The organism is Microcoleus sp. AT3-A2 (assembly GCF_036705685.1).
GTDB lineage: Bacteria > Cyanobacteriota > Cyanobacteriia > Cyanobacteriales > Microcoleaceae > Microcoleus.
In genome coordinates this window covers 50,841-70,875 of the sequence record NZ_JAUBVF010000029.1, presented here as the reverse complement: position 1 = coordinate 70,875, position 20,035 = coordinate 50,841, and the positions used below count along the sequence as shown (strand labels likewise).

Here is a 20,035-nt window from a genome sequence, read left to right as displayed (position 1 = left end):
TATTAAGCCAAGTCTATTAGCATAAGAGTATCGTGATTAGGTCGAAGTCATGCTTGTTTTTGAGTTTAAAGCATACGGCACAAAACAGCAATTTGACGCTGTAGACGAAGCAATTAGAACGGTGCAGTTCATCCGAAACAAAGCATTGCGCTTTTGGATGGAAAACGAAAAAGTCGATAAATACGCCTTGAACAAGTATAGCGCTGTTTTAGCTAAGGAATTTCCGTTTTGCGATGACTTGAACAGCATGGCTCGGCAATCTAGCTCAGAAAGAGCATGGTCGGCGATCTCCCGATTCTACGACAACTGTAAAAAGAAAGTCCCAGGAAAAAAGGGATTTCCACGGTTCCAGAAAGACAACCGCTCGGTCGAATACAAGACTACGGGATGGCGTCTAGCTAATGATCGGAAATCTGTCACTTTTACCGATAAGAACGGAATCGGAAAACTCAAATTAAAAGGAACTCGCGACTTACATTTCTATCAGCGTAGTCAGATCAAGCGAGTGCGCTTGGTGAGACGGGCAGACGGATATTACGTCCAGTTTTGCGTTCAAGTTGACCGCTCTGAAAAGATTGAAGTCACAGGCAACACCATCGGGTTAGACGTAGGACTAAAAGAGTTCTATACAGACTCTAATGGTGTTGCAGTCGAGAATCCGCGATTCCTCCGCAAGGGAGAACGCAAGTTAAAAAAAGTTCAAAGACGAGTTTCAAAACGAGTCAAGGGTTCGCAAAACAGAAGAAAAGCTAGAGTGATTCTAGGAAAGCGCCACCTCAAAATAAGTAGACAGCGCCAAGATTTTGCTGTGAAATTGGCTCTCCGGCGTCATCCAGTCAAACGACTGTGTAGCCGTGCGTTGACTTGAGGATTAAAAATATGGTGAAGAATCATTGTTTAGCTAAATCAATTAACGACGTATCTTGGTATATGTTTCGAGTGTGGCTGGAATATTTCGGCAAAGTATTCGGAAGGATTACGATTGCCGTGCCAGCCCACGGGACGAGCCAAGAATGCTCTAGTTGCGGAACCATTGTTAAGAAAAGTCTATCGACGCGAACTCACTCTTGTCAGTGTGGATGTCTGTTAGATCGCGATCGTAACGCCGCTAAAAATATCCTAAGTCGGGGATTGAGTACGGTGGGGCACACCGGAACTTGGATCTTAGATCCGAACGCTTGTGGAGAATTGACCGCTACCGATGTTGAAGTAATTCTGCATCGGCAAGTCGATTCTGTGAATCAAGAATCCTCGTGCCTTTAGGCCCAGGAGTGTCAAACCGCTCTAACAAGGCAAGCGAATAGTAAACAAACTGCCTTTGCCCAACTCTGATTTTACCTCGATCGTGCCGCGGTGAGCTTCGACTATTTGGCGGCAGAGGTGTAGTCCCAAACCTGTACTGGACTTCTTATGAGTTCCCGAGCTAAACCTTTCAAATAACTTTGCTTGTTCGGTGGAAGAAATGCCGGCACCGGTGTCTTTGATTTCTATGATTACCCATGCCAGCGGTTGGTTTTTGAAGCTAGTATAAGCAGGTGAATTAGCAGCTTTTAAGCTGATATCTATTGAGCCGTTGTCGGTAAATTTAATCGCATTTCCGATTAAATTTGTCATCAAGCGGTGCAGTTCCAGACGATCGCCCGGATACTTTGCAATCGGTGCACTTTCTGCACTTTCTGTCAAGTCTAAATTTACGGATAAACCTTTAGCATCGGCTAAGGGAGCTAGTTCTTCAGCTACCTCAGTAATAAGCTGGCGCAAGTCCACGGGAGCGAAACTTAGGGATTTGCGGCCTGCTTCGTAGCGGTAGACTTCCAGCAACATATTTACCATCGCGATCAGGTTTTGGTTGCTGCGAACCATCGTTCCGAAAGCGTCGCGCATAGGAAGGGAAATTTCTCCCAAAGCTCCCTGCTGCATTAAACTTAGCATTCGATCGGCTGCTACCAGGGGCGTTCGCAAGTCGTGAGCGAGCCGGGAGACAAAATCTTCCCGCTGGAGAGCGATCGAATTGCGCTCGTCTACGCTGTGTTTTAGCCGCAGGAGCGATCTTACCCTCGCCAGCAGTTCGTCCATTTCGACTGGTTTGCGGATGAAATCGTCTGCTCCCATATCCAATCCCTGCACTACGCTCGCACTGTCGTGAGCAGTGATCAGCAAAATCGGCATAAAGGGCAATTCCTTATTATCTCGGATTCGTTTAGTGACTTCGTAACCATCCATTCCCGGCATCATCACGTCTAGCAGTACCAAATCCGGGGCTGACTTCTCAATTTGACTCAAGGCAGAAAAGCCGTTTTCGGCCGTGCTAATTTCGTAACCTTCTTCTTCTAGGATTGTTTGAACCAACAAAACATTATCTGGTGCGTCGTCTACCACCAGAATGCGATCGGCTTTTGTGGCATTCGGAACAGATAAATAACTCATTTAATTGTTAGCCGGGAAATAAATACTAACTTTAATATGGCATCCGATTTATCTTTTCACATTTTTACACTTGTTAACTCTGTCATAAGGAAGATTTCAAAACTTTATCAAATCTTTTTACTTTTGAGCACTCGGATGTAATATAGTTTACTACTTGGTTGTCATCGTATGCACACCGTCCCAATCATCGGGCGGAGGTACTTCCAAATAGCTCAGGGATCGGTCGAGGTGAACTTCTACAGGTCGATCGCTCGGTCGCATTGCTAAAGCCGCTTCAAAATAACTAATAGCTTTCTGAAAATTTCTAGTAATATAAGCATCCCTACCGTTACTGTAAAGTTCCAAAAACCGAACGGTTTCCCCATCGATGGGTTCAGAACTATTTTGCAGCAACTCGTAAATACCTACCGGCTGATTTTTGCCCTTAACTCGCACCTTGTCTAACTCTCGCACCCAAATTCTTTCGCGACACAAACTGTATGTAGATTCGCTCAAAATTATATCGCAGCCGTACTCCTTTGTAAGCTGTTCCAACCGCGAACTCAAATTCACCGCATCCCCTATTACCGTGTAATCCATTCGCTTTTGAGAACCGATATTTCCCGAAACCACCTCTCCGGAACTAATCCCAATTCCGAAGCGAAACGGCTCTGTACCGGGGCGAGAATCATTAAACTCTTTCAAACGGCGGCGCATATCTAAAGCCGACTGAACCGCCATCCAACCGTGGCTTTCCGGGGGATTCAGCGGCAGGGGCGCGCCGAACACCGCCATTAAAGCATCGCCAATAAACTTGTCTAAAATGCCTTCGTAGTGGATAACGGCCTCCACCATCGTCTCAAAATATTCATTCAGCAGGGATACCACATCGGACGCTCCCAAATTTTCGGTCAGCGTGGTGTAGCCGCGAATGTCGGAAAATAAAATAGTCACTTCTTTACGTTCGCCCACCATCAGGGCGCCTTCACCCAAAGCCATCACTTTATCTACGACTCCAGGAGTCAGGTAGCGGTACATCGTATTTTTCATCCGCTTTTCGCGGCTGATGTCTTCGAGTACCACTAAACCGCCGCGCACGCCGCCCTCTGGATTGAGCAGCGGGTTGACAGTCAAATTCAAACTACGTTCAATTACTTTAATTTGAGAGGCGGGGATGGCCAGCGGACAATAAGGGTGATACAGGGCAGAATTTCGCAGCGCAAATAGAGATTGGGCATTAGCTAATTCTGCCAGCGCTACTTCCTCAGTCCACGCGCGGTTTTCGCCCCAAGCGTAATATAAATTAGGATCAGTGCGATCGGGCACTGCCAAAATATAACTTTCTTCTTCTTCTTGTTCTTTTTTTTGGGAATTTAGCGTTTTTTCTACCAACAGTCCCACAGTTAAGCTTTGTTCGGGAACGTAATGTCTGGCAGCAGTTTTGAGACTGTCTTCTAGTCGAAATTGCAAATTGTCGATCGGCACAACTTCCCAAACATAGCGATTCACCAGTTTATCTTCCCAAATCTGGGGATTGTGTTTGCTTTTATCTGGATTTACCGGACAGCCCAACAATTCCAGCGCCGCTTCGTTAATCGTTACAACTCGCCCCTTCAAATCCGTGGAAATCACTGCGTCAGAAAGACTTTGCAGCATATCTTTCTGATACTGCTTTTCCACCATCACGTTCTGAAAAAGTTGAGAATTTTGCAACGCCATTCCCGCTTGGGAATTAAACGCTCGCAAAAACTCTTCGTCGGAAGGGGTGAAAGTACCTTGGTTCTTATTAATTAGCTGAGTTACCCCGATCAGCTCACCTTTAGCGTTATGCACGGGCATACACAAGACAGTCCGAGTGCGGTATCCCGTTTGCTGGTCTGTAGAGGGGTCAAAGCGGGGATCGTCGTAAGCATCTGTAATATTTAGAGGTTGACCGGTCGAAGCCACGTAGCCCGCAATTCCCTTATTAGCAGGAATGCGGAGATCTACCATCGTTTTGCCGTCGGCCTTGGCGATTTTTGTCCAAAGTTCGTTGGTTTCCCGATTTAACAAAAATAGCGTGCTGCGATCGGCCTGCATCAAGTCGCGAGCTTGATCCATGACAGAGCGCAAAGTTGTTTCCAAGTCAAGACTTTGACCCAAAGTCGTGGTGGCTCTCAAAAGTGCGGCAACCCCTCGCTGGTTGCGGGCCACGACGTAGAAAGACTGACAGCTTTCGAGAATAATCCCGATCGAATCTGCAAAAGCCTGGAACTGCTGTTCGTCTTCCTCGCTAAAGGAGACATTGCCAGCTTTATTTAACAGTCTGACCACCGCTACGGGTTCATGTTGGCTCTTGCTGCTAAAAATCGGCATACAGAGGATGGTTTCGATCTCGTAGCCCGGTGGTTCGTCTACTTCGGTATTAAAATACTCGTGCGATCGAGCTTCGGCGACATTAATCGATTTTCCGGTTGTTGCTACGTAGCCTAAAATGCCTGCATCCATCGGCAAGCGCACTTCTACATCTTCGCCCGTAAGTGGATCGACTGTTTTGTGCCACAGTTGATTTTTGTTAGAGTCAACCAAAAAAATTGTTGTCCGGTCTGCTTGCAGAATTTGACCAATTTTGACAGTGAAGGCATCTAAAAGTTGCTCTAAGAGAGTTTCGAGTGCTTCATTGTTAATCAGGTCCATCGCCCGGATAAATTGCTGAAATTCAGCCGTGATAAAGTCCAGCAGGCACACTAATTCAGGAACTGGCAGGCTCTTAACACGGGAGGTCAATGCCCCCATAAAATTGACTTGAGTCAGTGTAGCCAGAACGCTACCAGCATTGGAGAATGTCATGATTAACTGCTTTCTCAGAGGGGTAGACTGACCGCAGGTCGATCGGCGCTAGATGCGACGGCGGTGCAAACTCTTGAATTTGTTTGCCAGCGCATCGGCACTCGCTTGTCGCTTTGATGAATCGTGAGTTCAAAAGTGGCGCACGCAACTTCAGTTTGCTTGTTATGTATGTTTGATCGATCTTTTTTACAACCTCGATACTGATGAGGGTTCTTGATACTCCCGGGCCCTAAAGGGACGGGGATTCTTGAAGAGTTCGTATCTGAACTTTCAAAGGCGAAATCAAAGCGCCTCTACCCACTCAGCTTAGACAAATCCAAACTTTGCGTATACTTTTAGCTTTTGCGCTTTTAGAGTCCACCACTAATGCCAGATAGGTACGCTCAACAACCTGCCTTTTGTTTGCCCTTTAACTATTCCGAATCAAGTTGGATATGTCCGTTGCCGGGATTTCACCGTACGCTTGTTGTTTCAACACGTAGATGGTTATTCTTACTTGCTGTGTGAATTATACCAAGAATTGAAGGCGGTTGAAACCGCTGCCGACTTATCCCCGTGTCTGAAGCCAGGGGCTTGCGTCTCGTTTTTCGGTCAATTCAAGCTGAACTTGAGTTCGCAAAACTGCTAGCCTGAAAATTAGGTGACAGGCTTTAGTTCGATCGAGAGTGCAATGTGGATTGGACGCCCTGTGCTCGGTCCCAGCGCGCGGTGTGACAGTTTTAGCGCACTCGGCGACCGTATCCGGTCAGGTAAAGGGCGCTATGAAAGCAGCGCGCAAGGCATTCCTACAGAGCTTACTCATAGTTTAATGGTAAACGCAACAGCAGGATAACGACGGTAATTTATGCAGCAAAAAAGTTTGATCGGTCTTTGAAAACATCCCTGTTCACTACCAACTGACGATCGAACAGCGAAGCTAAGCTGGCGGTGATGTTTAAAGGTGGTACAGATCCTGACATTTAGGCCGCTCTGGGCATGGACTCGGCAAATACTACTGATTGATAGTACCGCTGCAGTTGTGCGGCAGCGGCGGCCCAACCCCAGCGTTCAGCTTCTCGGCGAGCGTTTTGGCGCAAGGTTTCCCGTTCTTCGGGATTCGCAAACAGACGCTTGGTGGCGGCTAGTGCTCCTTCTTCGTCGGCGGGGTCAAATAAATATCCGTTAACACCGTCGGTGACAATATCGGGAATTCCGCCGCTGCGCGCCGCGACTACGGGCGTTCCCGCAGCCATTGCTTCTAGGAGCACTAAGCCCAGGGTTTCGGTGCGGGAGGGAAAAATGAAGGCGTCGGCCGATGCGTAAGCAGAAGCCAATTCTTGCCCCTTCAGGTAGCCGATAAAATTGGTGGGAGTGTCGGCAAAATATTGTTCCAGGGTTTGCCGGTGCGGGCCGTCTCCCACTAAGGCGAGGCGGGCGTCGGGAATCGCTGCGAGGACTGGTTTGATGCGTTCGATTTCTTTTTCTGCACCGAGGCGGCCGACGTACAGCAGCAGTGGACTGTCTGGGTTATTTGCAGAAAGGCGCGATCGCATTTCTCGACTTGCCAATTCCGGGACAAACATTTCAGTATCTACGCCCCGCTGCCACAAGTCTACTCGCTCAATGCCGTGGGTTCTCAATTCCTCCACCATTGCTGTAGAAGTACACAAATTCAGTTCTGCTTGGTTGTGCGCTCCTTTGAGTAGTTCCCACAATAAAGGTTCGAGGACACCAAAACCGTAATGGTGCAAATATTTCGGCAAATGCGTGTGGTAAGAAGCCAAAATCGGAATATTGAACTTTTTCCCGTAATATATACCCCCCAATCCCAAAATCGCAGGATTGACAACGTGAATAATATCCGGTTTAAACTGCTCTAATTGCCGACCTACAGCCGGAGAAGGAAGTGCCATTTTCAATTCCGGGTACATCGGCAAAGGCAAACCCTCCACACCGTAAACTCGGGCGCCTTTGTATTCTTTAATTCCGTAATCTGGAGAAAATATCAGAACTTGTTCGCCCGCGCGCTGCAAGTGATCTACAGTGTGAATCAGGCGCGTCACAATGCCGTCTATTTTCGGCAGAAATGTTTCAGTGAAAAGAGCAATTTTCATAAAAATAAGTTACTTAGGGAGCCGATAATCATAGCTTGGGGCAAACGTCATCGGTAACAGGATACACTGTGTCGGGGGGAGTCAGTCATGGCGTGCGATCGGCTGCTTTTCTACACTTCTTCATTCAGTTTCTCTACCGCTAATTCCGAGCGAGAGGTTTTTGGGATAAAATGCCAATTCCCTGAATGCCAATTGATATAATTATCCCACCTCAAAGCTATCCCACACTTTCAGCCAAGCAATTAATTCTGTGAATTTCCTGTGCTGTTCCGGCAATTTATCTTGCTTTTTAAGTGACAAATTAAGCCTTCGCTAATTCGCCACTAATTTAGATTACTTAGCGTTAAAGCGACCCATTCTCTTATTAAATAATAAGCACAAACTGCCTTCGCTAAAAATCCAGGCATAACCACTAAAAGTAACAGAATGAGAATTCGACTTTTCACGGCCTTTATTCCCAAACAAGCCAGCAGTAAAAACCTGATGCCATCTTTTAATTAACCGCAGAGGACACAGAGGACACAGAGCAAAAGATCAAAAAGATAGATCATCGTAATATACAGCCAAATCCATTCAGAACTTGCGAACCCTTCTCCTCTCTTCCTCTCTTTCCTCTTGCTTCGCGCCCTTCGCGCCTTCGCGGTTCGTTAAAAAATCTCTTACCCGCAAATAGATACCAGAAATTACTTCCAAGAAACCTTCGGCAAAATCTGGTTTTTATCGACACGATGCTGATATTTTGTAGCAAAATTCAGCAGAGAATCGAGCAGGGAATCTGAGAGATAGTGCGGTTGCAAACCGAGGTCTAGCAAATTGGTGTTTTTGGCATTGAAATAATGTTCTTCTTTCTCGACTCTGGGATTTTCGATGTTGTTGATTTCTACTTTTAATCCCATTGCCATGCCTGCTTTTTGCACCAATGAGGCTAAGTCGCCGACGCTAAATTGTTCGGTGAATTGGTTGAAGACGCGGAATTGTCCGGCTTCGGCGGGGTTGGCGATCGCCAATTCCACGCACCGCACGGTATCGCGAATGTCTAAGAAGCTGCGGGTTTGTCCGCCAGTGCCGTAAACCGTCAAAGGATGACCGATCGCAGCTTGGATGCAAAATCTGTTCAATGCTGTCCCGAATACTCCGTCGTAGTCCAAACGGTTGATCAACAGTTCATCCATGCCGGTTTCATCTGTGAGCACGCCGTAGACTACGCCCTGATTTAAGTCGGTGGCTCTTAAACCCCAGATTTTGCAAGCAAAATGGATGTTGTGGGAGTCGTGGACTTTTGACAGGTGGTAGAAACTGCCCGGTTGTTTGGGATAGGGTAGTGTATCCTTGCGGCCGTTGTGTTCGATCGTAATGTAGCCTTCTTCAATGTCAATATTCGGCGTGCCGTATTCGCCCATTGTCCCCAATTTCACTAGGTGACAGTCGGGGAAGTCTTCCCGGATGGCGTACAGCAGGTTGAGTGTCCCGACGACGTTATTGACTTGAGTGAGGACTGCGTGTTCGCGATCGATCATTGAAAAAGGTGCCGAACGCTGTTCGCCGAAATGGACGATCGCCTCTGGTGCAAATTTTCTCATGCTTTTGCTGAGAAAATCGTAGTTGGTGATGTCACCGACGAACAAGTCGATCGACTTGCCCGTTAAATCTTGCCATCGCTGGAGTCTTTGCTGAATCGGTGCGATGGGAGTGAGGGTGTCGCTGCACAGTTCCAGATCCCAGTGCCGCCGCACGAAGCTGTCGAGGATGCCAACTTCGTAACCTTTGTTAGAAAGGTAGAGTGCGGTTGCCCAACCGCAATAGCCATCGCCACCAATAACCAGGACTTTCATAAATCAACGGTGAATCTTGCTTGCCAATACTGGGTTAATGTACCAGGTATTGGTGCATTCTGAACCTTTAATCAAGCGTGTTCACCCAGGAAGGAGTCTGTTTTTTTAGATTAAACCTGAATTTCCTCGGCGAAACTAGCCCGGCGGGTGAATTCAAAAGGGCCGGCCTGGGCTCCCCAGACGTGGGCGTCGGTTTCTGGGTCACGTCCGCGATCGTGGCTAATAAACTTGTCTTGGTCTATCTCGAATTCGCTGTCTAAATAGGTTTTTTTGCCCTTTCTGACCACCATGCAGCCTTTTCCTGGTTCGACAAACCCTTTGAAGCTGTTGCCCGTCCACTGCGTAATAAACGTGCAGCCGGGAAGCAGTGTCAGTTGTGCTTTTTTGATTTCTTGCAGCCGTTGCGGGTCGCGGGAAGCGCCGTAGAATTGTTCTTCGTTTTCTATGGCATAATTTTCGATGTCGATTCGATCGCCCACCGGGACTAATTTCAAAACTCGGACTCGGTACGGTACATTCAGTTCAATATCGTAGGCTTGTTCTAGGTACAAGCTGAGCCCATCCAGAACTTCGACAGGCAAAGGCCTCATGCAGACGCGGATGTGGGCGAAGAATGGCGGATTTTCAAAGGCTTGGGCTTGGTTGCTGAAATCGGCGGCCATCCAGCGGGCGAGGGTGACGATATCGGTGGAATGAGACATATCGATTTTAGATTTTAGATTTTAGATTTTGGATTGAGGGAGTAGAAGTTATTTTAGGGGAAATTCAGGTGCGATCGCGCGCTACATCCCGGACTTCTGCGAAGTCGAGGATCTGAGTATTCTGTTTTTTTAGGCGGGCTAATTTAAATTGCAGGGCGATCGGCTATAAATAGTTAGAGAAAAGCATCGCCGAATTACCATGAAACTAGAACCTGTTGAATCTAGCATGATCCAATCTGCGGGTTATGACGAGGAAAGCTACACCCTCGAAGTTGTTTTCAATAGTGGCAAAACATATCGATACTTTGAAGTTCCCAAGATTGTCTACTTGGAACTGATGGAATCAGATTCCAAAGGTAGTTATATGCTATCTGACGTTATTGATTGTTTCCCCTATGAACAAGTAAAGAAACGGCGGCGATAAGTACGGCATTAATCAACGTATCCCATTAGCGCGATCGCCCTTTTCTTCTGCCAGCGCTAGAATCTTTAGTCTAACTCGCCCCATTAGTGCGCCCTCAATCTTCCAAAATCTCAACCAAATCTTCCATTGTGATAAAGTTGTGGTGTTGATAGTTTTAATCAGCATTTTTCGTTTATTTTCATAACAGGATAATAACACGGTATGCTACTGGTTAAGACAAAACTTGGCCTCAGTTTTATTCATGGTATTGGTCTTTTCGCAGCGCAGTTTATTCCCAAAGGTACTGTTACCTGGGAATACTCTCCATACTTCGATACGTCTTATGAAGAGGCTGATGTTGAACGTATGTCTCCTTCAGCAAAAGAACAGTTCCTAAAATCTGCCTATTTTGACAATATCCTCTGTAGATATGTTCTTTGCTTTGACGATCAACGTTTCATCAATCATTGTTCGGAGTCTCCTAATATTCTTTCGACAGTGCGACGAGACGTTGCAGCAGTTGACATCTACGACAGACAAGAACTTGTTTGCAACTATAACTGTTATGATGATACTTATTTTATACGTCTTGGCATTCAGGAAATCACTGTAACACGCACCATACAATCTAGTTAAAGTGTTACAATTGCGTACTGGATTTATTGAATTAGTTAATACTAGCATAAACTTTTATAGGACAAAGCATTTGCGCCGTCAATCTACAGATAAACCTAGAGATTTGTGGCGCAAATACGTTGTCGAACTGATACTTTTGCCAGAGATTAAATCCTCTGGTTGAGACATCTAAATTAGCAAATTAGATGAGTTTGACAGCCCGCAGACCAAACATCAGCACTGTCGCCAAGCCGATCATGCCGCCAAAAATTCCGAAATAAGTTATTATTCCGCTAAGAGTCATTGCCATTTCTCCAAAACAATCAATAAAAAGACCTTTGACACTCCCCAGCTTTAATGGGTGGGGATTCTTGGTTCACTGATACACCTTAAAACTCTCTATCCTTTCGGCACCACTTAAACCAAAAACACGTTCAATAGAACTAAGTTTCGAGTTTAATTTAGAGGAGTCCCAGCGGGCTTATCTCCGCAAGCTTTAGAGGATTGCTCCCCTTGTTTCCGTATGCCCTACGGTACAACTTGAATATCAAGTATTTGATTTTGCCCTTTAACGGGTGCTCATTGGCTACCCTAGCTCTGTTTATCGTGGTTATCGCCATCCACTACGCATTACTACTTCCTATCCTGTCAAGTGGGGACACCCCAGATTTATATTGTCTTGTGATAGCGGTTTTTCAGCCTGTACTATTTCTAGTATGCCATACTAGAGCGACACTATATCGACATTAATCCGTCGAAGTGACGGGGTTTTCAACCCAATTATCTGATAATCTAAAATCTAATATCTAAATTAGATAAATATGCAATCCATAATTAAAGTTGACTTGGGGCCACAATCTTACAATGTTTGCGTGCGATCGGGCGGATTAGACGAACTCGGCAGTCTGATGGGCGATCTAAGTTTGGGCAAAAAAGTGCTGCTGGTGTCAAATCAGTCGATTTTTAGGCAGTACGGCGAAAGAGCAACCGCAGCCCTCGAATCAGCCGGTCTGGAAGTTGGTAGCTGCATTTTACCACCGGGAGAACAGTACAAAACTTTAAATTCGGTACAGAAAATTTACGGTGCGGCTTTGGAAAACCGCTTAGAACGTTCCTCGACAATGGTCGCTTTGGGCGGCGGGGTTGTGGGCGATATGACGGGTTTTGCGGCGGCGACTTGGCTGCGGGGAATTAATGTCGTGCAGGTTCCGACTTCGCTGCTGGCGATGGTTGATGCTTCTATTGGTGGCAAAACGGGGGTAAATCATCCTTTAGGGAAGAATTTAATCGGGGCTTTTCACCAGCCACGTTTGGTGTTAATTGACCCGGATGTACTCAAAACTCTGCCGGCGAGGGAGTTTCGTTCGGCGATGGCGGAAGTCATCAAGTACGGGGTGATTTGGGATGCTGAACTTTTTGGGAAGTTGGAGAATTGCAAGCGTTTGGATCAAATGCGCTATGTGAAGGCGGATTTGTTGGCTGAAATTTTGAGCAGGTCTTGCCAAGCTAAGGCTGAGGTGGTCAGCAAAGACGAGAAGGAATCGGGTTTGCGGGCGATTTTGAATTACGGACACACCATTGGTCATGCTGTGGAAAGTTTGACCAATTACAAGGTGATTAATCACGGGGAAGGAGTGGCAATCGGCATGGCTGCGTCAAGCCGGTTGGCTGTGGAGTTGGGAATGTGGGATGCTGAGTACGATCGCCGCCAGTCTGCTTTGATTGAAAAAGCGGGTTTACCTGCCAAATTGCCGGCGGGTGTCGATGTTGAGGAAATTTTGCATACTTTGCAACTGGATAAGAAAGTGCAGGATGGCAAGGTGCGGTTTGTGCTGCCGGTGCGCTTGGGTGAGGCTGCTGTTAGCGATCGGGTGGATGGGGATTTGATTATACAAGTTTTGAAGGAAATGCTTTAGATTCTCGTTTTTGGGGGTGTTTAACCGCCGCTGAACGCTGATTCACGCCGATCGCCAAAGATGTTTTTTCTTTCAATCTGCGATCGGCGGTTGAGTTTAGGAACCGCTCGACCGCGAATTAATTTCCTCCAAAATTTTCTCGACTCTGTTTGCGGCTTGAGTTCTGCCTTGCTTGATAAATAACTCCTTAGCTTTTGTGAGGCTGGCTACTGCCTCCGCTTGGTTTTCCTTGTCTCCTTGCTGGTACAAACCGACTCCTAAATTGTTTAAAGCATCGGGATATCGATCGTTAATTTTAACGGCTTGTCTCCACTGAACAATTGCCTCGGGCAACTGCCCCTGACTTGCCATCGCCACGCCTAAATCGTTGTGAGCTTTGGCGTGCTTCGGGTTGACTTCAATTGCTTTTTGGAATAGAGCGATCGCATCGCTCATTTTACCTTGCCCCGACAGCATAGTTCCCAATTTGTAATAAGCATCCGCTTCTTTGGGATAGCGAGCGATTAGTTGCCGGTACAAAGCTTCGGCATTGACAGCATTTCCTTGACCGTAAAGGTCGTTGGCAGTTCTCAAACCCATCGTGTAGCCTTTACCTACAACTTGGCACTTTTTCTCGGACTTGCCTTCCTGCTTGCAAATCCTGAGTTCGTCTCCCTTCATCTCGTAGGACAGAACTTCTCGAACTGCAGGGCCTCGGCGCGGTGGCTGCAAGTTCTGGGACTGCAAGTTTTGCGAGAGTTGCAGGGCGATTGTCTCAGCTTGTGCCGGTTGGGCCGCTGCGGCATTGCAGATTCCTGCACCCACCAAAATGCTTGGGGCGATCCACCTCAAAGGTTTGAACAAGCGAAACTCTCGATCGTTTTTCATGTCTTTTGTGGAAACGTGTTGTTGATATCCTGGGCTTCACTAGCGCCGTAAGAGTCGGAGCAGATCGGGGCCCACCAGATGAAATAGTTAGTTATTAACAGTCGAGATATTTTAGCACTGTGTGGCCGAGTTTGAGTTAAATTAGAGTAGAATTCCGATCGATTCTCAGTCAACCTTAGCAGGAAAATAGAAATGGGGCAGTCTATTCTTACCATGCTCTTTGCGCTCATCCTCGGCTACGCTGTTAACTCCAGCGTCAAAATAGTCAGCGGTGGCGACGAAGCTTTAGTGGAACGTTTGGGTCAATACAAGCGCACTCTAAAGCCAGGATTCCACTTTATCAGTCCCTTGGTCGAAAAAGTCGTCTGCGTGGACACAACCCGTGAAAGAGTTTTAGATATTAAACCTCAGTCAGCAATCACGGGAGATAATGTGGCTCTAGAAGTCGATGCCGTGGTGTATTGGCGGGTTGTGACTTTAGAGAAAGCTTATTATGGAATCGATCAAATTGAAAATGCGATCGCCAACTTAGTTTTAACGACGTTTCGCGCTGAGATTGGTCGATTGCCAATGCAAGACATCTTGGGTTCCCGAGATGACATGAATAAAAAGTTACTCAAGAAGTTAGACGAAGCTACTCAACCTTGGGGCGTCAAAGTAATTCGCGTAGAAATTCAAAGCATTACACCTCCGAAAAGGGTGCAAGAAGCTATGGAATTGGAGCGCGCCACCAAGAGCGAGTGGCAAGCAATGGTCAATAAGGCGATCGGCACTAAGGAGTACATGAGGCTCTTAGTTGAAGCTTTAGACTCCCATCCGAATAGTAAGCAAGTTTTGAATTACTTAGTAACGGAAAAATACTTAGACGCTCAACAAAAATTGGGCGAAAGCGACAATGCCAAAATTCTGTTTATGGACCCCAGGAGCATGAGCGAAGCTCTGGGCGAGCTGATGGGTTCTATGCCCGATGTGATTCATTCTGAGGGCGGGGAAATAAAAGTTATTGATACTCAGACTTCTCAAGACTGATTCCTGAAGATAGCGTCGGCAACCAGACAAACATCGTGCATTTCTCTGACATCGTGAACTCGCAAGATATCTGCCAAATTTGCGATCGCACCTGTACAAGCCGCCGCTGTCCCCCAAACTCTTTGTTTCGCTTCTGGCTGATTCAAAATGTGACCGATGAAGCTTTTTCGCGATACTCCGACTAAAATCGGACAGTTTAAAACACGGAATTTTCGCAACTCTCGCAGAATTTCTAAGTTTTGACTGTAAGTCTTGGCAAAGCCAATACCAGGGTCGAGAATTAGTTGAGATTTGTCAATTCCCGCAGCAACTGCTGCCGCAATTCGATTCTCGAAAAATTCCCCAATTTCCCCCATTAAATCCCGATAATCTGTCAGTTTTTGCATCGTCTGGGGAGTTCCCCGAATGTGCATCAAAATTATTGGTACTTTTAACTGAGCAACGGTTGACAGCATTTCCGAGTCAAAAGTAGCTCCCGAAATATCGTTAATTATATCCGCTCCCGCCTCTACCGCAGCTTTCGCAACCTGCGCTCTGGTAGTATCAACCGAAATAGGAACTGAGCCAAAAATATCGGCTTTTTGTCGCAGTATTTGTATTACAGGTATAACGCGATCGATCTCCTCTGCTAAGGATATTTCCACTGCACCAGGCCGGGTAGATTGACCGCCAATATCAATAATATCTACCCCCGATTTTACCATATTTTCCGCTTGCACTAAAGCAGATTCTATGGTATAGAAATCTCCGCCGTCGCTAAAACTGTCAGGGGTAACATTCAAAACGCCCATTAAATAAGTGCGTTTTCCCCACTCGAAAACTTTATTTCTAATTGTAATATTTTTGTTATTTATCATATCACCTCATCACTCGGCGATTGAAATCGCTTCTTGTCAAACGAACTCCCTCTCTAAAAGACGCAAGAATAAAGCAGAAGCGCTATTCTTAATTCAACCAAAACTCAACCAGCTAAAAACAGTGTCAACTGTCAATTCTAATTCAATTTTATCAATTATTGGCAACAGAGCTGCACCTTTGTACAGTTCTACTTTTTGTCCTGGAGATACTGCCAAAATACTCTCTTCTTCTGGATCTATTAACCACCCCAACTCAATGCCGTTTCGCGAACAGTGGAGTAAGTTACTCAGCACTTTTGTTTGGCTTTGGTTTGGAGAGAGAATTTCTATCTACCAGTCGGGATTAATGTCAAAACGGTTAGCAATTCTACCAGACGGCAAAAAAAGAATTCTTTCCCATCGGAATACTGCTCGATCTGGCACGATTGATGCGCCGCCAAAAGTGCAGCGCAACTCGGGAAAAGCATTGGCAATTTTCCGAGTTTTCGCTACTTGATTGATAGTCTTGCAGAGTTCACCTTGAACTACGCTGTGTTCACCTTGAGGCATCGGCTTCTGAATGATGTGTCCCTCAAGAAATTCTGAGGCAGGTTCAGTTTCAGGAAGCTTGAGGAACTCGTCTAAGGCGGGTTTGGGTTTAACTATCGCAGTCATAGGTTAATTCTCCCGATCCGAGAAACACTGAACGGCACATCACAATTGTAGGCGATAGCTGTTTAATTCCCGCTGCCCTTGTTCCACTTACCAATTAACAATTACCAATTAGCAATTACCAATTAGCAATTACTGATAATTGACAATTCGAGCAAAACTCGCAGCTTCCAAACTCGCACCGCCTACCAGAACACCGTCAATCTCAGGCATCGCCATAACTTCATCAATATTCTCCGGTTTAACAGAACCACCGTACTGAATTGGCACGCCAGGATTAGTCAATTTACTGCGAATCAAACCAATAACTCGGTTAGCTTCCTTCGTTTCGCAAGTATCGCCAGTGCCAATTGCCCAAATCGGCTCGTAAGCAATTACCAACTTATTTTGGTCAACACCAACCAAATCTTTTTCCAATTGAGAAAAAATGTGAGCTTCTGTTTCGCCTGCATCTCGCTGCTGCTTGGTTTCCCCAACGCACAGAATCGGAATTAAATCGTATTTCTGAGCAGCTTTCAGCCGCAAATTCACCGTTTCGTCAGTTTCCCCAAAATATTGGCGGCGCTCACTGTGGCCGATGATGACATAGCGCACACCAAGTTCACTCAGCATTGGCCCGGAAATTTCCCCTGTAAAAGCTCCAGACTCTTGCCAGTGAACGTTCTGAGCACCGAGTCTGATACGGCTGCCGTGCAAATTTTTCGAGAGGACAGCCAAGGAAGTGAAGGGAACGCAAAGCACGACTTCCCGTTCCTCTGGGGTTTCCGTCAGGCAGGACATGAATCCTTGAAGAAACTCTAGGGATTCAGTCCTAGTTTTGTACATTTTCCAGTTGCCAGCAATAACTATTTTCCGCACGGGTGACTCAGTAGCTCTGTGAACATCAAAATCAGGCAACTTATAGTTTAAAGCTTTAGGGTACATTTCAAGCCCTTATTGCCCAAACTCGATGCGAGCTTGCTCAACTAAGTCAACGGTGACGACTTGGGTTTCGGCTTCGCGGGCCAACTGCTCGATGCGGACGCGAGCTTGTCCCCGGACAAAATAGGGAATATTTTTCAGCTTCGCCTTGGCTTCTGGCGTCCATTTTAAATCATCGGAAAATGCGGAATCGGGCATGGCGTATTGAGCGATCGACTACAAGCCTTCATGGATCTGGCTTTGATGGAAAGCCTGGATGTATTAAATTTACCACGATTTGCGATCGCCCCACACCTTCTCACTCTGCCTTAAATTTGTTGCCTAAAATTGCCGACGCTTCTTGTAAAAGCTGATTCTGCTCTTCTCGAATTGCCTCCAACCTGCCCAAAATATTAGCAAGTCGTTCTTGAGACTCCAAACGGTTTGATTCAACTCCCCTCAATTGTAAACCTGAATTATTTTTGTCTTGGGGATTCTTTGAAACCAATGAGTTTACCGCCACTCCACCGACATTACTTACAGATTTAGAGCCGAAACTCACAACTCTTTGCATAAATTTTACAGGGCTTTGCAGAATAAATAACCATCCTCCAGCAAAAAAGCTACTTAAACCCTGAAAAAGACCCAATATAATGAATATAAATAGTAGCAAAATTGCTAAAGATATCAGCGGATGACTCACCAACCAGAAGACTACAGGGTGAGAATCAATCCAATCTTTGACAGTACCATTGATAGCACTTTTGATGGCATCTGAAGCGGTGCCGCTCATATTTCCCGCCTTGTTAATGCTATCTTCTAATGAAGCCTTAGCCTTTTCGGTAGCTTGATTTACACTCTCTACAGCTTGGCTAGTGCTTTGATTCAGAGTATTGACCGCAGAGTTAGTAGTTTGATTAATAGTTTCTTTAGCAGTTGCCGCAGAGTGAGAAACAGCATCAACAGCTTTGTTGGTACTTTCACTGACGCGACTAACTGCTTGATTCGCGACTTCCGATATAGAAAGTCTCGCTTTTTCTGTTTTCTCCGCTACAGTACCTAAAGCATTGTTCGTAGCTTGATTAACAGTATTGACTGCAGAATTCGTAGTTTGAGTGAGAGCTTCTTTGGCCTGAGATGCAGTTTCGGAGAGAGAAGATTTAGCTTCTGCTGTTGCTTCTGAAACAGAATTCACTGCTTTTCCGACTTGTTCCGTCCAAACTTCTTTCGTTTTTTGAACGCTTTGAGAAAAATCAGGGAGTGCTACTGCCATAGTAAGTTATCTCCATCAAGTTAATTTACTCTTTGCCAGTTATTATAGTCAGGGTAAGCTCATCTAATTTGGTATAAATTGTACTTGACAAAAAGACAACTATAGAAAACGTGGCATTCACGTATGAGCAATTCTATAATGCCTTAAAAGCTAAGTCATCAAGCCGTAAAACTCAATGGATAAAGGATTCCTGCCCGCCCGGCCAACGTAATCGTCAAAGCAACCACGCTCAGAAGCCCCACCTATTTCCATGCAAGAGTTACAAGGGAGCTTGTCAAGTTATTTTGATGACGTACCCGACACTCTTGGTGAACCGAACCAAACGCCACCTACTGAAAGACATTCTCGTCATTGCCATATTATCTACAATAGCTGGAGGTGAGGGATGGGAAGACATGGAAAATTATGGAATCAGTAAGCAGCAATGGTTGCAAAAATTTTTAGACTTACCCAATGGCATCCCGAGCGATGATACCTTTCGACGAGTTTTTGAAAAGCTAGACCCGAAAGTTTTAGAACAGAAGTTGACTGAATGGGTTAAACAATTAATTGGGCCAGTTGTCCAACAAGTTATCCCGATTGATGGAAAAAGTATCCGAGGTTCTTATGACCGAAAAACCGGGGAAAAGAATTTACATTTAGTGACGGCGTGGGCGAGTGAAAATAGGTTAGTACTTGGACAAGTTAAAGTTGAAAACCATTCCAATGAAATCACAGCGATCCCAGCCCTATTGGAATTAATCGATGTCACCGGAGCGATTATTACGATGGATGCGATGGGTACTCAAACCGAGATTGTACGGCTGATTCGTAAAAAAAAAGCTGATTACGTAGTTACTCTGAAAAAGAATCATCCCACCCTTTACAAACAAGTCAAAACCTGGTTTTAAACAGCCAGAACCCAGCAATTTGGGGGAATTGAAGTGAGTGAAGATTCCCGAACGGAAGAAGCACATCATCGAATCGAAACTCGAAAAGTTTGAGCGGTTCCAGTGGGGGTTTTAGGGGGGCTTTACAAACAAGAAGACTGGACAGATATTCAGACTATTGTTATAGTAGAACGTTTCCGTTATCTGTGGAACAAAACCACTCATGAAGTACAATTTTACTTAAGTTCCTTACCCGTAGATGCCCAGCTTAATGGTCGCGTTATTCGTCAACATTGGAGTATTGAAAATCAAGAACATTGGGTTTTAGATGTCACTTTCAATGAAGATCGATCTCGCATTCGGTCCTTGAATAGCCCTCGAAACTTGGCTGTTATCAGACGGATGTCCCTGAATGCTGTAAATCAAGAAACTACTCTCAAGCGTAGCTTGCGACAGAAAAGAAAACGGGCTGCAATGAATGATGAATACATGATGCTTCTTCTCAAATCCTTTTGTCAAGACTGATTGAGATGCTCTTACCCTGTTATTATAGTATATACCAATGCTAAATGAGTCATAAACTTTTTACCCACCCCAACCCTCCCCGAACTCGCGGGGAGTCCGTAAGAAATTCACAAATGATGCGAGAATTGCTATAGTATAGCTTCCCTGCCCCCATGCTTTGAAAGATGGTGCCAATGCTGTGACGATGTGTTCCAGACTCAAGCCCAAAGACAGGAGTTTAGACACTATCTGGGCGGATTATTGGGAGAAAGAAGAGAAACAACCTATCC

General features: G+C 45.7%; 16 protein-coding genes and 3 pseudogenes. 6 read left to right on the top strand and 13 right to left on the bottom strand.

Annotated elements, in window-relative coordinates:
* Positions 1–49 precede the first annotated feature (49 nt).
* A pseudogene (locus QUB37_RS17375) lies at positions 50–1,263 on the top strand (RNA-guided endonuclease InsQ/TnpB family protein).
* 21 nt (positions 1,264–1,284) lie between these two features.
* Here the strand turns inward: QUB37_RS17375 and QUB37_RS17370 are convergent.
* The 5 genes from QUB37_RS17370 to QUB37_RS17350 all read right to left on the bottom strand — a co-directional run bounded on the left by QUB37_RS17370 (position 1,285) and on the right by QUB37_RS17350 (position 9,861).
* Entirely contained in the window at positions 1,285–2,427 is a 1,143-nt protein-coding gene (locus QUB37_RS17370) for a hybrid sensor histidine kinase/response regulator (RefSeq protein ID WP_333164201.1), read from the bottom strand.
* A gap of 150 nt (positions 2,428–2,577) precedes the next feature.
* Positions 2,578–5,235 (bottom strand): GAF domain-containing protein, encoded by a 2,658-nt coding sequence (locus QUB37_RS17365; RefSeq protein WP_333164198.1) that lies wholly within the window; start codon positions 5,233–5,235, stop codon positions 2,578–2,580.
* A 959-nt stretch (positions 5,236–6,194) separates the two neighbouring features.
* Positions 6,195–7,328: a glycosyltransferase gene (locus QUB37_RS17360; protein WP_333164196.1), complete on the bottom strand. Its 1,134-nt coding sequence runs from the start codon at positions 7,326–7,328 to the stop codon at positions 6,195–6,197.
* 683 nt (positions 7,329–8,011) lie between these two features.
* Positions 8,012–9,160 carry an NAD-dependent epimerase/dehydratase family protein gene (locus QUB37_RS17355; protein WP_015175194.1) on the bottom strand — a complete coding sequence of 383 codons (1,149 nt, stop codon included), beginning with the start codon at positions 9,158–9,160 and terminating at the stop codon, positions 8,012–8,014.
* Positions 9,161–9,270: 110 nt separating this feature from the next.
* A complete protein-coding gene (locus tag QUB37_RS17350) occupies positions 9,271–9,861 on the bottom strand; it encodes a chromophore lyase CpcT/CpeT (RefSeq protein ID WP_333164193.1) in 591 nt (196 codons plus the stop codon).
* A 199-nt stretch (positions 9,862–10,060) separates the two neighbouring features.
* Here QUB37_RS17350 and QUB37_RS17345 point away from each other — a divergent pair, with 199 nt between their 5' ends.
* Positions 10,061–10,285, top strand: a complete 225-nt coding sequence (locus tag QUB37_RS17345) for a KTSC domain-containing protein (RefSeq protein ID WP_333164190.1) — start codon at positions 10,061–10,063, stop codon at positions 10,283–10,285.
* A 12-nt stretch (positions 10,286–10,297) separates the two neighbouring features.
* On the opposite strand, the gene QUB37_RS17340 is transcribed toward QUB37_RS17345, so the two are convergent.
* On the bottom strand, positions 10,298–10,450 hold the full coding sequence (locus tag QUB37_RS17340) for a hypothetical protein (RefSeq protein WP_333164187.1): 153 nt from the start codon (positions 10,448–10,450) through the stop codon (positions 10,298–10,300).
* A gap of 36 nt (positions 10,451–10,486) precedes the next feature.
* On the opposite strand from QUB37_RS17340, the gene QUB37_RS17335 reads away from it, so the two are divergent.
* Entirely contained in the window at positions 10,487–10,900 is a 414-nt protein-coding gene (locus QUB37_RS17335; RefSeq protein ID WP_333164184.1) for an SET domain-containing protein-lysine N-methyltransferase, read from the top strand.
* A 181-nt stretch (positions 10,901–11,081) separates the two neighbouring features.
* Here the strand turns inward: QUB37_RS17335 and petL are convergent, their stop codons facing one another.
* Complete coding sequence (gene petL / locus QUB37_RS17330; RefSeq protein ID WP_333164181.1) at positions 11,082–11,183, bottom strand: cytochrome b6-f complex subunit PetL; 102 nt, start codon at positions 11,181–11,183, stop codon at positions 11,082–11,084.
* 517 nt (positions 11,184–11,700) lie between these two features.
* On the opposite strand from petL, the gene aroB reads away from it, so the two are divergent.
* Entirely contained in the window at positions 11,701–12,795 is a 1,095-nt protein-coding gene (aroB, locus tag QUB37_RS17325; protein ID WP_333164178.1) for a 3-dehydroquinate synthase, read from the top strand.
* A gap of 96 nt (positions 12,796–12,891) precedes the next feature.
* Here aroB and QUB37_RS17320 read toward each other — a convergent pair whose 3' ends face one another.
* A complete protein-coding gene (locus QUB37_RS17320) occupies positions 12,892–13,662 on the bottom strand; it encodes a tetratricopeptide repeat protein (RefSeq protein WP_333164176.1) in 771 nt (256 codons plus the stop codon).
* 192 nt (positions 13,663–13,854) lie between these two features.
* Here QUB37_RS17320 and QUB37_RS17315 point away from each other — a divergent pair, with 192 nt between their 5' ends.
* Positions 13,855–14,691: a stomatin-like protein gene (locus tag QUB37_RS17315; protein WP_333164173.1), complete on the top strand. Its 837-nt coding sequence runs from the start codon at positions 13,855–13,857 to the stop codon at positions 14,689–14,691.
* Here the strand turns inward: QUB37_RS17315 and folP are convergent.
* The 5 genes and pseudogenes from folP to QUB37_RS17290 all read right to left on the bottom strand — a co-directional run bounded on the left by folP (position 14,682) and on the right by QUB37_RS17290 (position 18,372).
* Positions 14,682–15,548 carry a dihydropteroate synthase gene (gene folP / locus QUB37_RS17310; RefSeq protein WP_333164172.1) on the bottom strand — a complete coding sequence of 289 codons (867 nt, stop codon included), beginning with the start codon at positions 15,546–15,548 and terminating at the stop codon, positions 14,682–14,684. The genes QUB37_RS17315 and folP overlap by 10 nt on opposite strands.
* A 93-nt stretch (positions 15,549–15,641) precedes the next feature.
* A pseudogene (locus tag QUB37_RS17305) lies at positions 15,642–16,202 on the bottom strand (Uma2 family endonuclease).
* 129 nt (positions 16,203–16,331) lie between these two features.
* Positions 16,332–17,057 carry a triose-phosphate isomerase gene (gene tpiA, locus QUB37_RS17300; protein WP_333164239.1) on the bottom strand — a complete coding sequence of 242 codons (726 nt, stop codon included), beginning with the start codon at positions 17,055–17,057 and terminating at the stop codon, positions 16,332–16,334.
* 75 nt (positions 17,058–17,132) lie between these two features.
* Positions 17,133–17,318 (bottom strand): PCP reductase family protein, encoded by a 186-nt coding sequence (locus QUB37_RS17295; protein ID WP_333164169.1) that lies wholly within the window; start codon positions 17,316–17,318, stop codon positions 17,133–17,135.
* 100 nt (positions 17,319–17,418) lie between these two features.
* Entirely contained in the window at positions 17,419–18,372 is a 954-nt protein-coding gene (locus tag QUB37_RS17290; RefSeq protein ID WP_333164166.1) for a hypothetical protein, read from the bottom strand.
* Between the two features lie 250 nt (positions 18,373–18,622).
* Between QUB37_RS17290 and QUB37_RS17285 the strand changes: the two are divergent.
* Positions 18,623–19,766, top strand: a pseudogene (locus tag QUB37_RS17285) (ISAs1 family transposase).
* The last annotated feature ends 269 nt before the right edge of the window (positions 19,767–20,035 follow it).

Coding starts and splice junctions, on each gene's coding strand:
- aroB (WP_333164178.1), top strand. CDS start 11,701: ATGCAATCCATAATTAAAGTTGACTTGGGGCCACAATCTTACAATGTT.
- QUB37_RS17370 (WP_333164201.1), bottom strand. CDS start 2,427: ATGAGTTATTTATCTGTTCCGAATGCCACAAAAGCCGATCGCATTCTG.
- QUB37_RS17340 (WP_333164187.1), bottom strand. CDS start 10,450: ATGCTGATTAAAACTATCAACACCACAACTTTATCACAATGGAAGATT.
- QUB37_RS17290 (WP_333164166.1), bottom strand. CDS start 18,372: ATGGCAGTAGCACTCCCTGATTTTTCTCAAAGCGTTCAAAAAACGAAA.
- QUB37_RS17365 (WP_333164198.1), bottom strand. CDS start 5,235: ATGACATTCTCCAATGCTGGTAGCGTTCTGGCTACACTGACTCAAGTC.
- petL (WP_333164181.1), bottom strand. CDS start 11,183: ATGACTCTTAGCGGAATAATAACTTATTTCGGAATTTTTGGCGGCATG.
- QUB37_RS17355 (WP_015175194.1), bottom strand. CDS start 9,160: ATGAAAGTCCTGGTTATTGGTGGCGATGGCTATTGCGGTTGGGCAACC.
- QUB37_RS17335 (WP_333164184.1), top strand. CDS start 10,487: ATGCTACTGGTTAAGACAAAACTTGGCCTCAGTTTTATTCATGGTATT.
- QUB37_RS17350 (WP_333164193.1), bottom strand. CDS start 9,861: ATGTCTCATTCCACCGATATCGTCACCCTCGCCCGCTGGATGGCCGCC.
- QUB37_RS17360 (WP_333164196.1), bottom strand. CDS start 7,328: ATGAAAATTGCTCTTTTCACTGAAACATTTCTGCCGAAAATAGACGGC.
- QUB37_RS17320 (WP_333164176.1), bottom strand. CDS start 13,662: ATGAAAAACGATCGAGAGTTTCGCTTGTTCAAACCTTTGAGGTGGATC.
- QUB37_RS17315 (WP_333164173.1), top strand. CDS start 13,855: ATGGGGCAGTCTATTCTTACCATGCTCTTTGCGCTCATCCTCGGCTAC.
- folP (WP_333164172.1), bottom strand. CDS start 15,548: ATGATAAATAACAAAAATATTACAATTAGAAATAAAGTTTTCGAGTGG.
- QUB37_RS17295 (WP_333164169.1), bottom strand. CDS start 17,318: ATGCCCGATTCCGCATTTTCCGATGATTTAAAATGGACGCCAGAAGCC.
- QUB37_RS17345 (WP_333164190.1), top strand. CDS start 10,061: ATGAAACTAGAACCTGTTGAATCTAGCATGATCCAATCTGCGGGTTAT.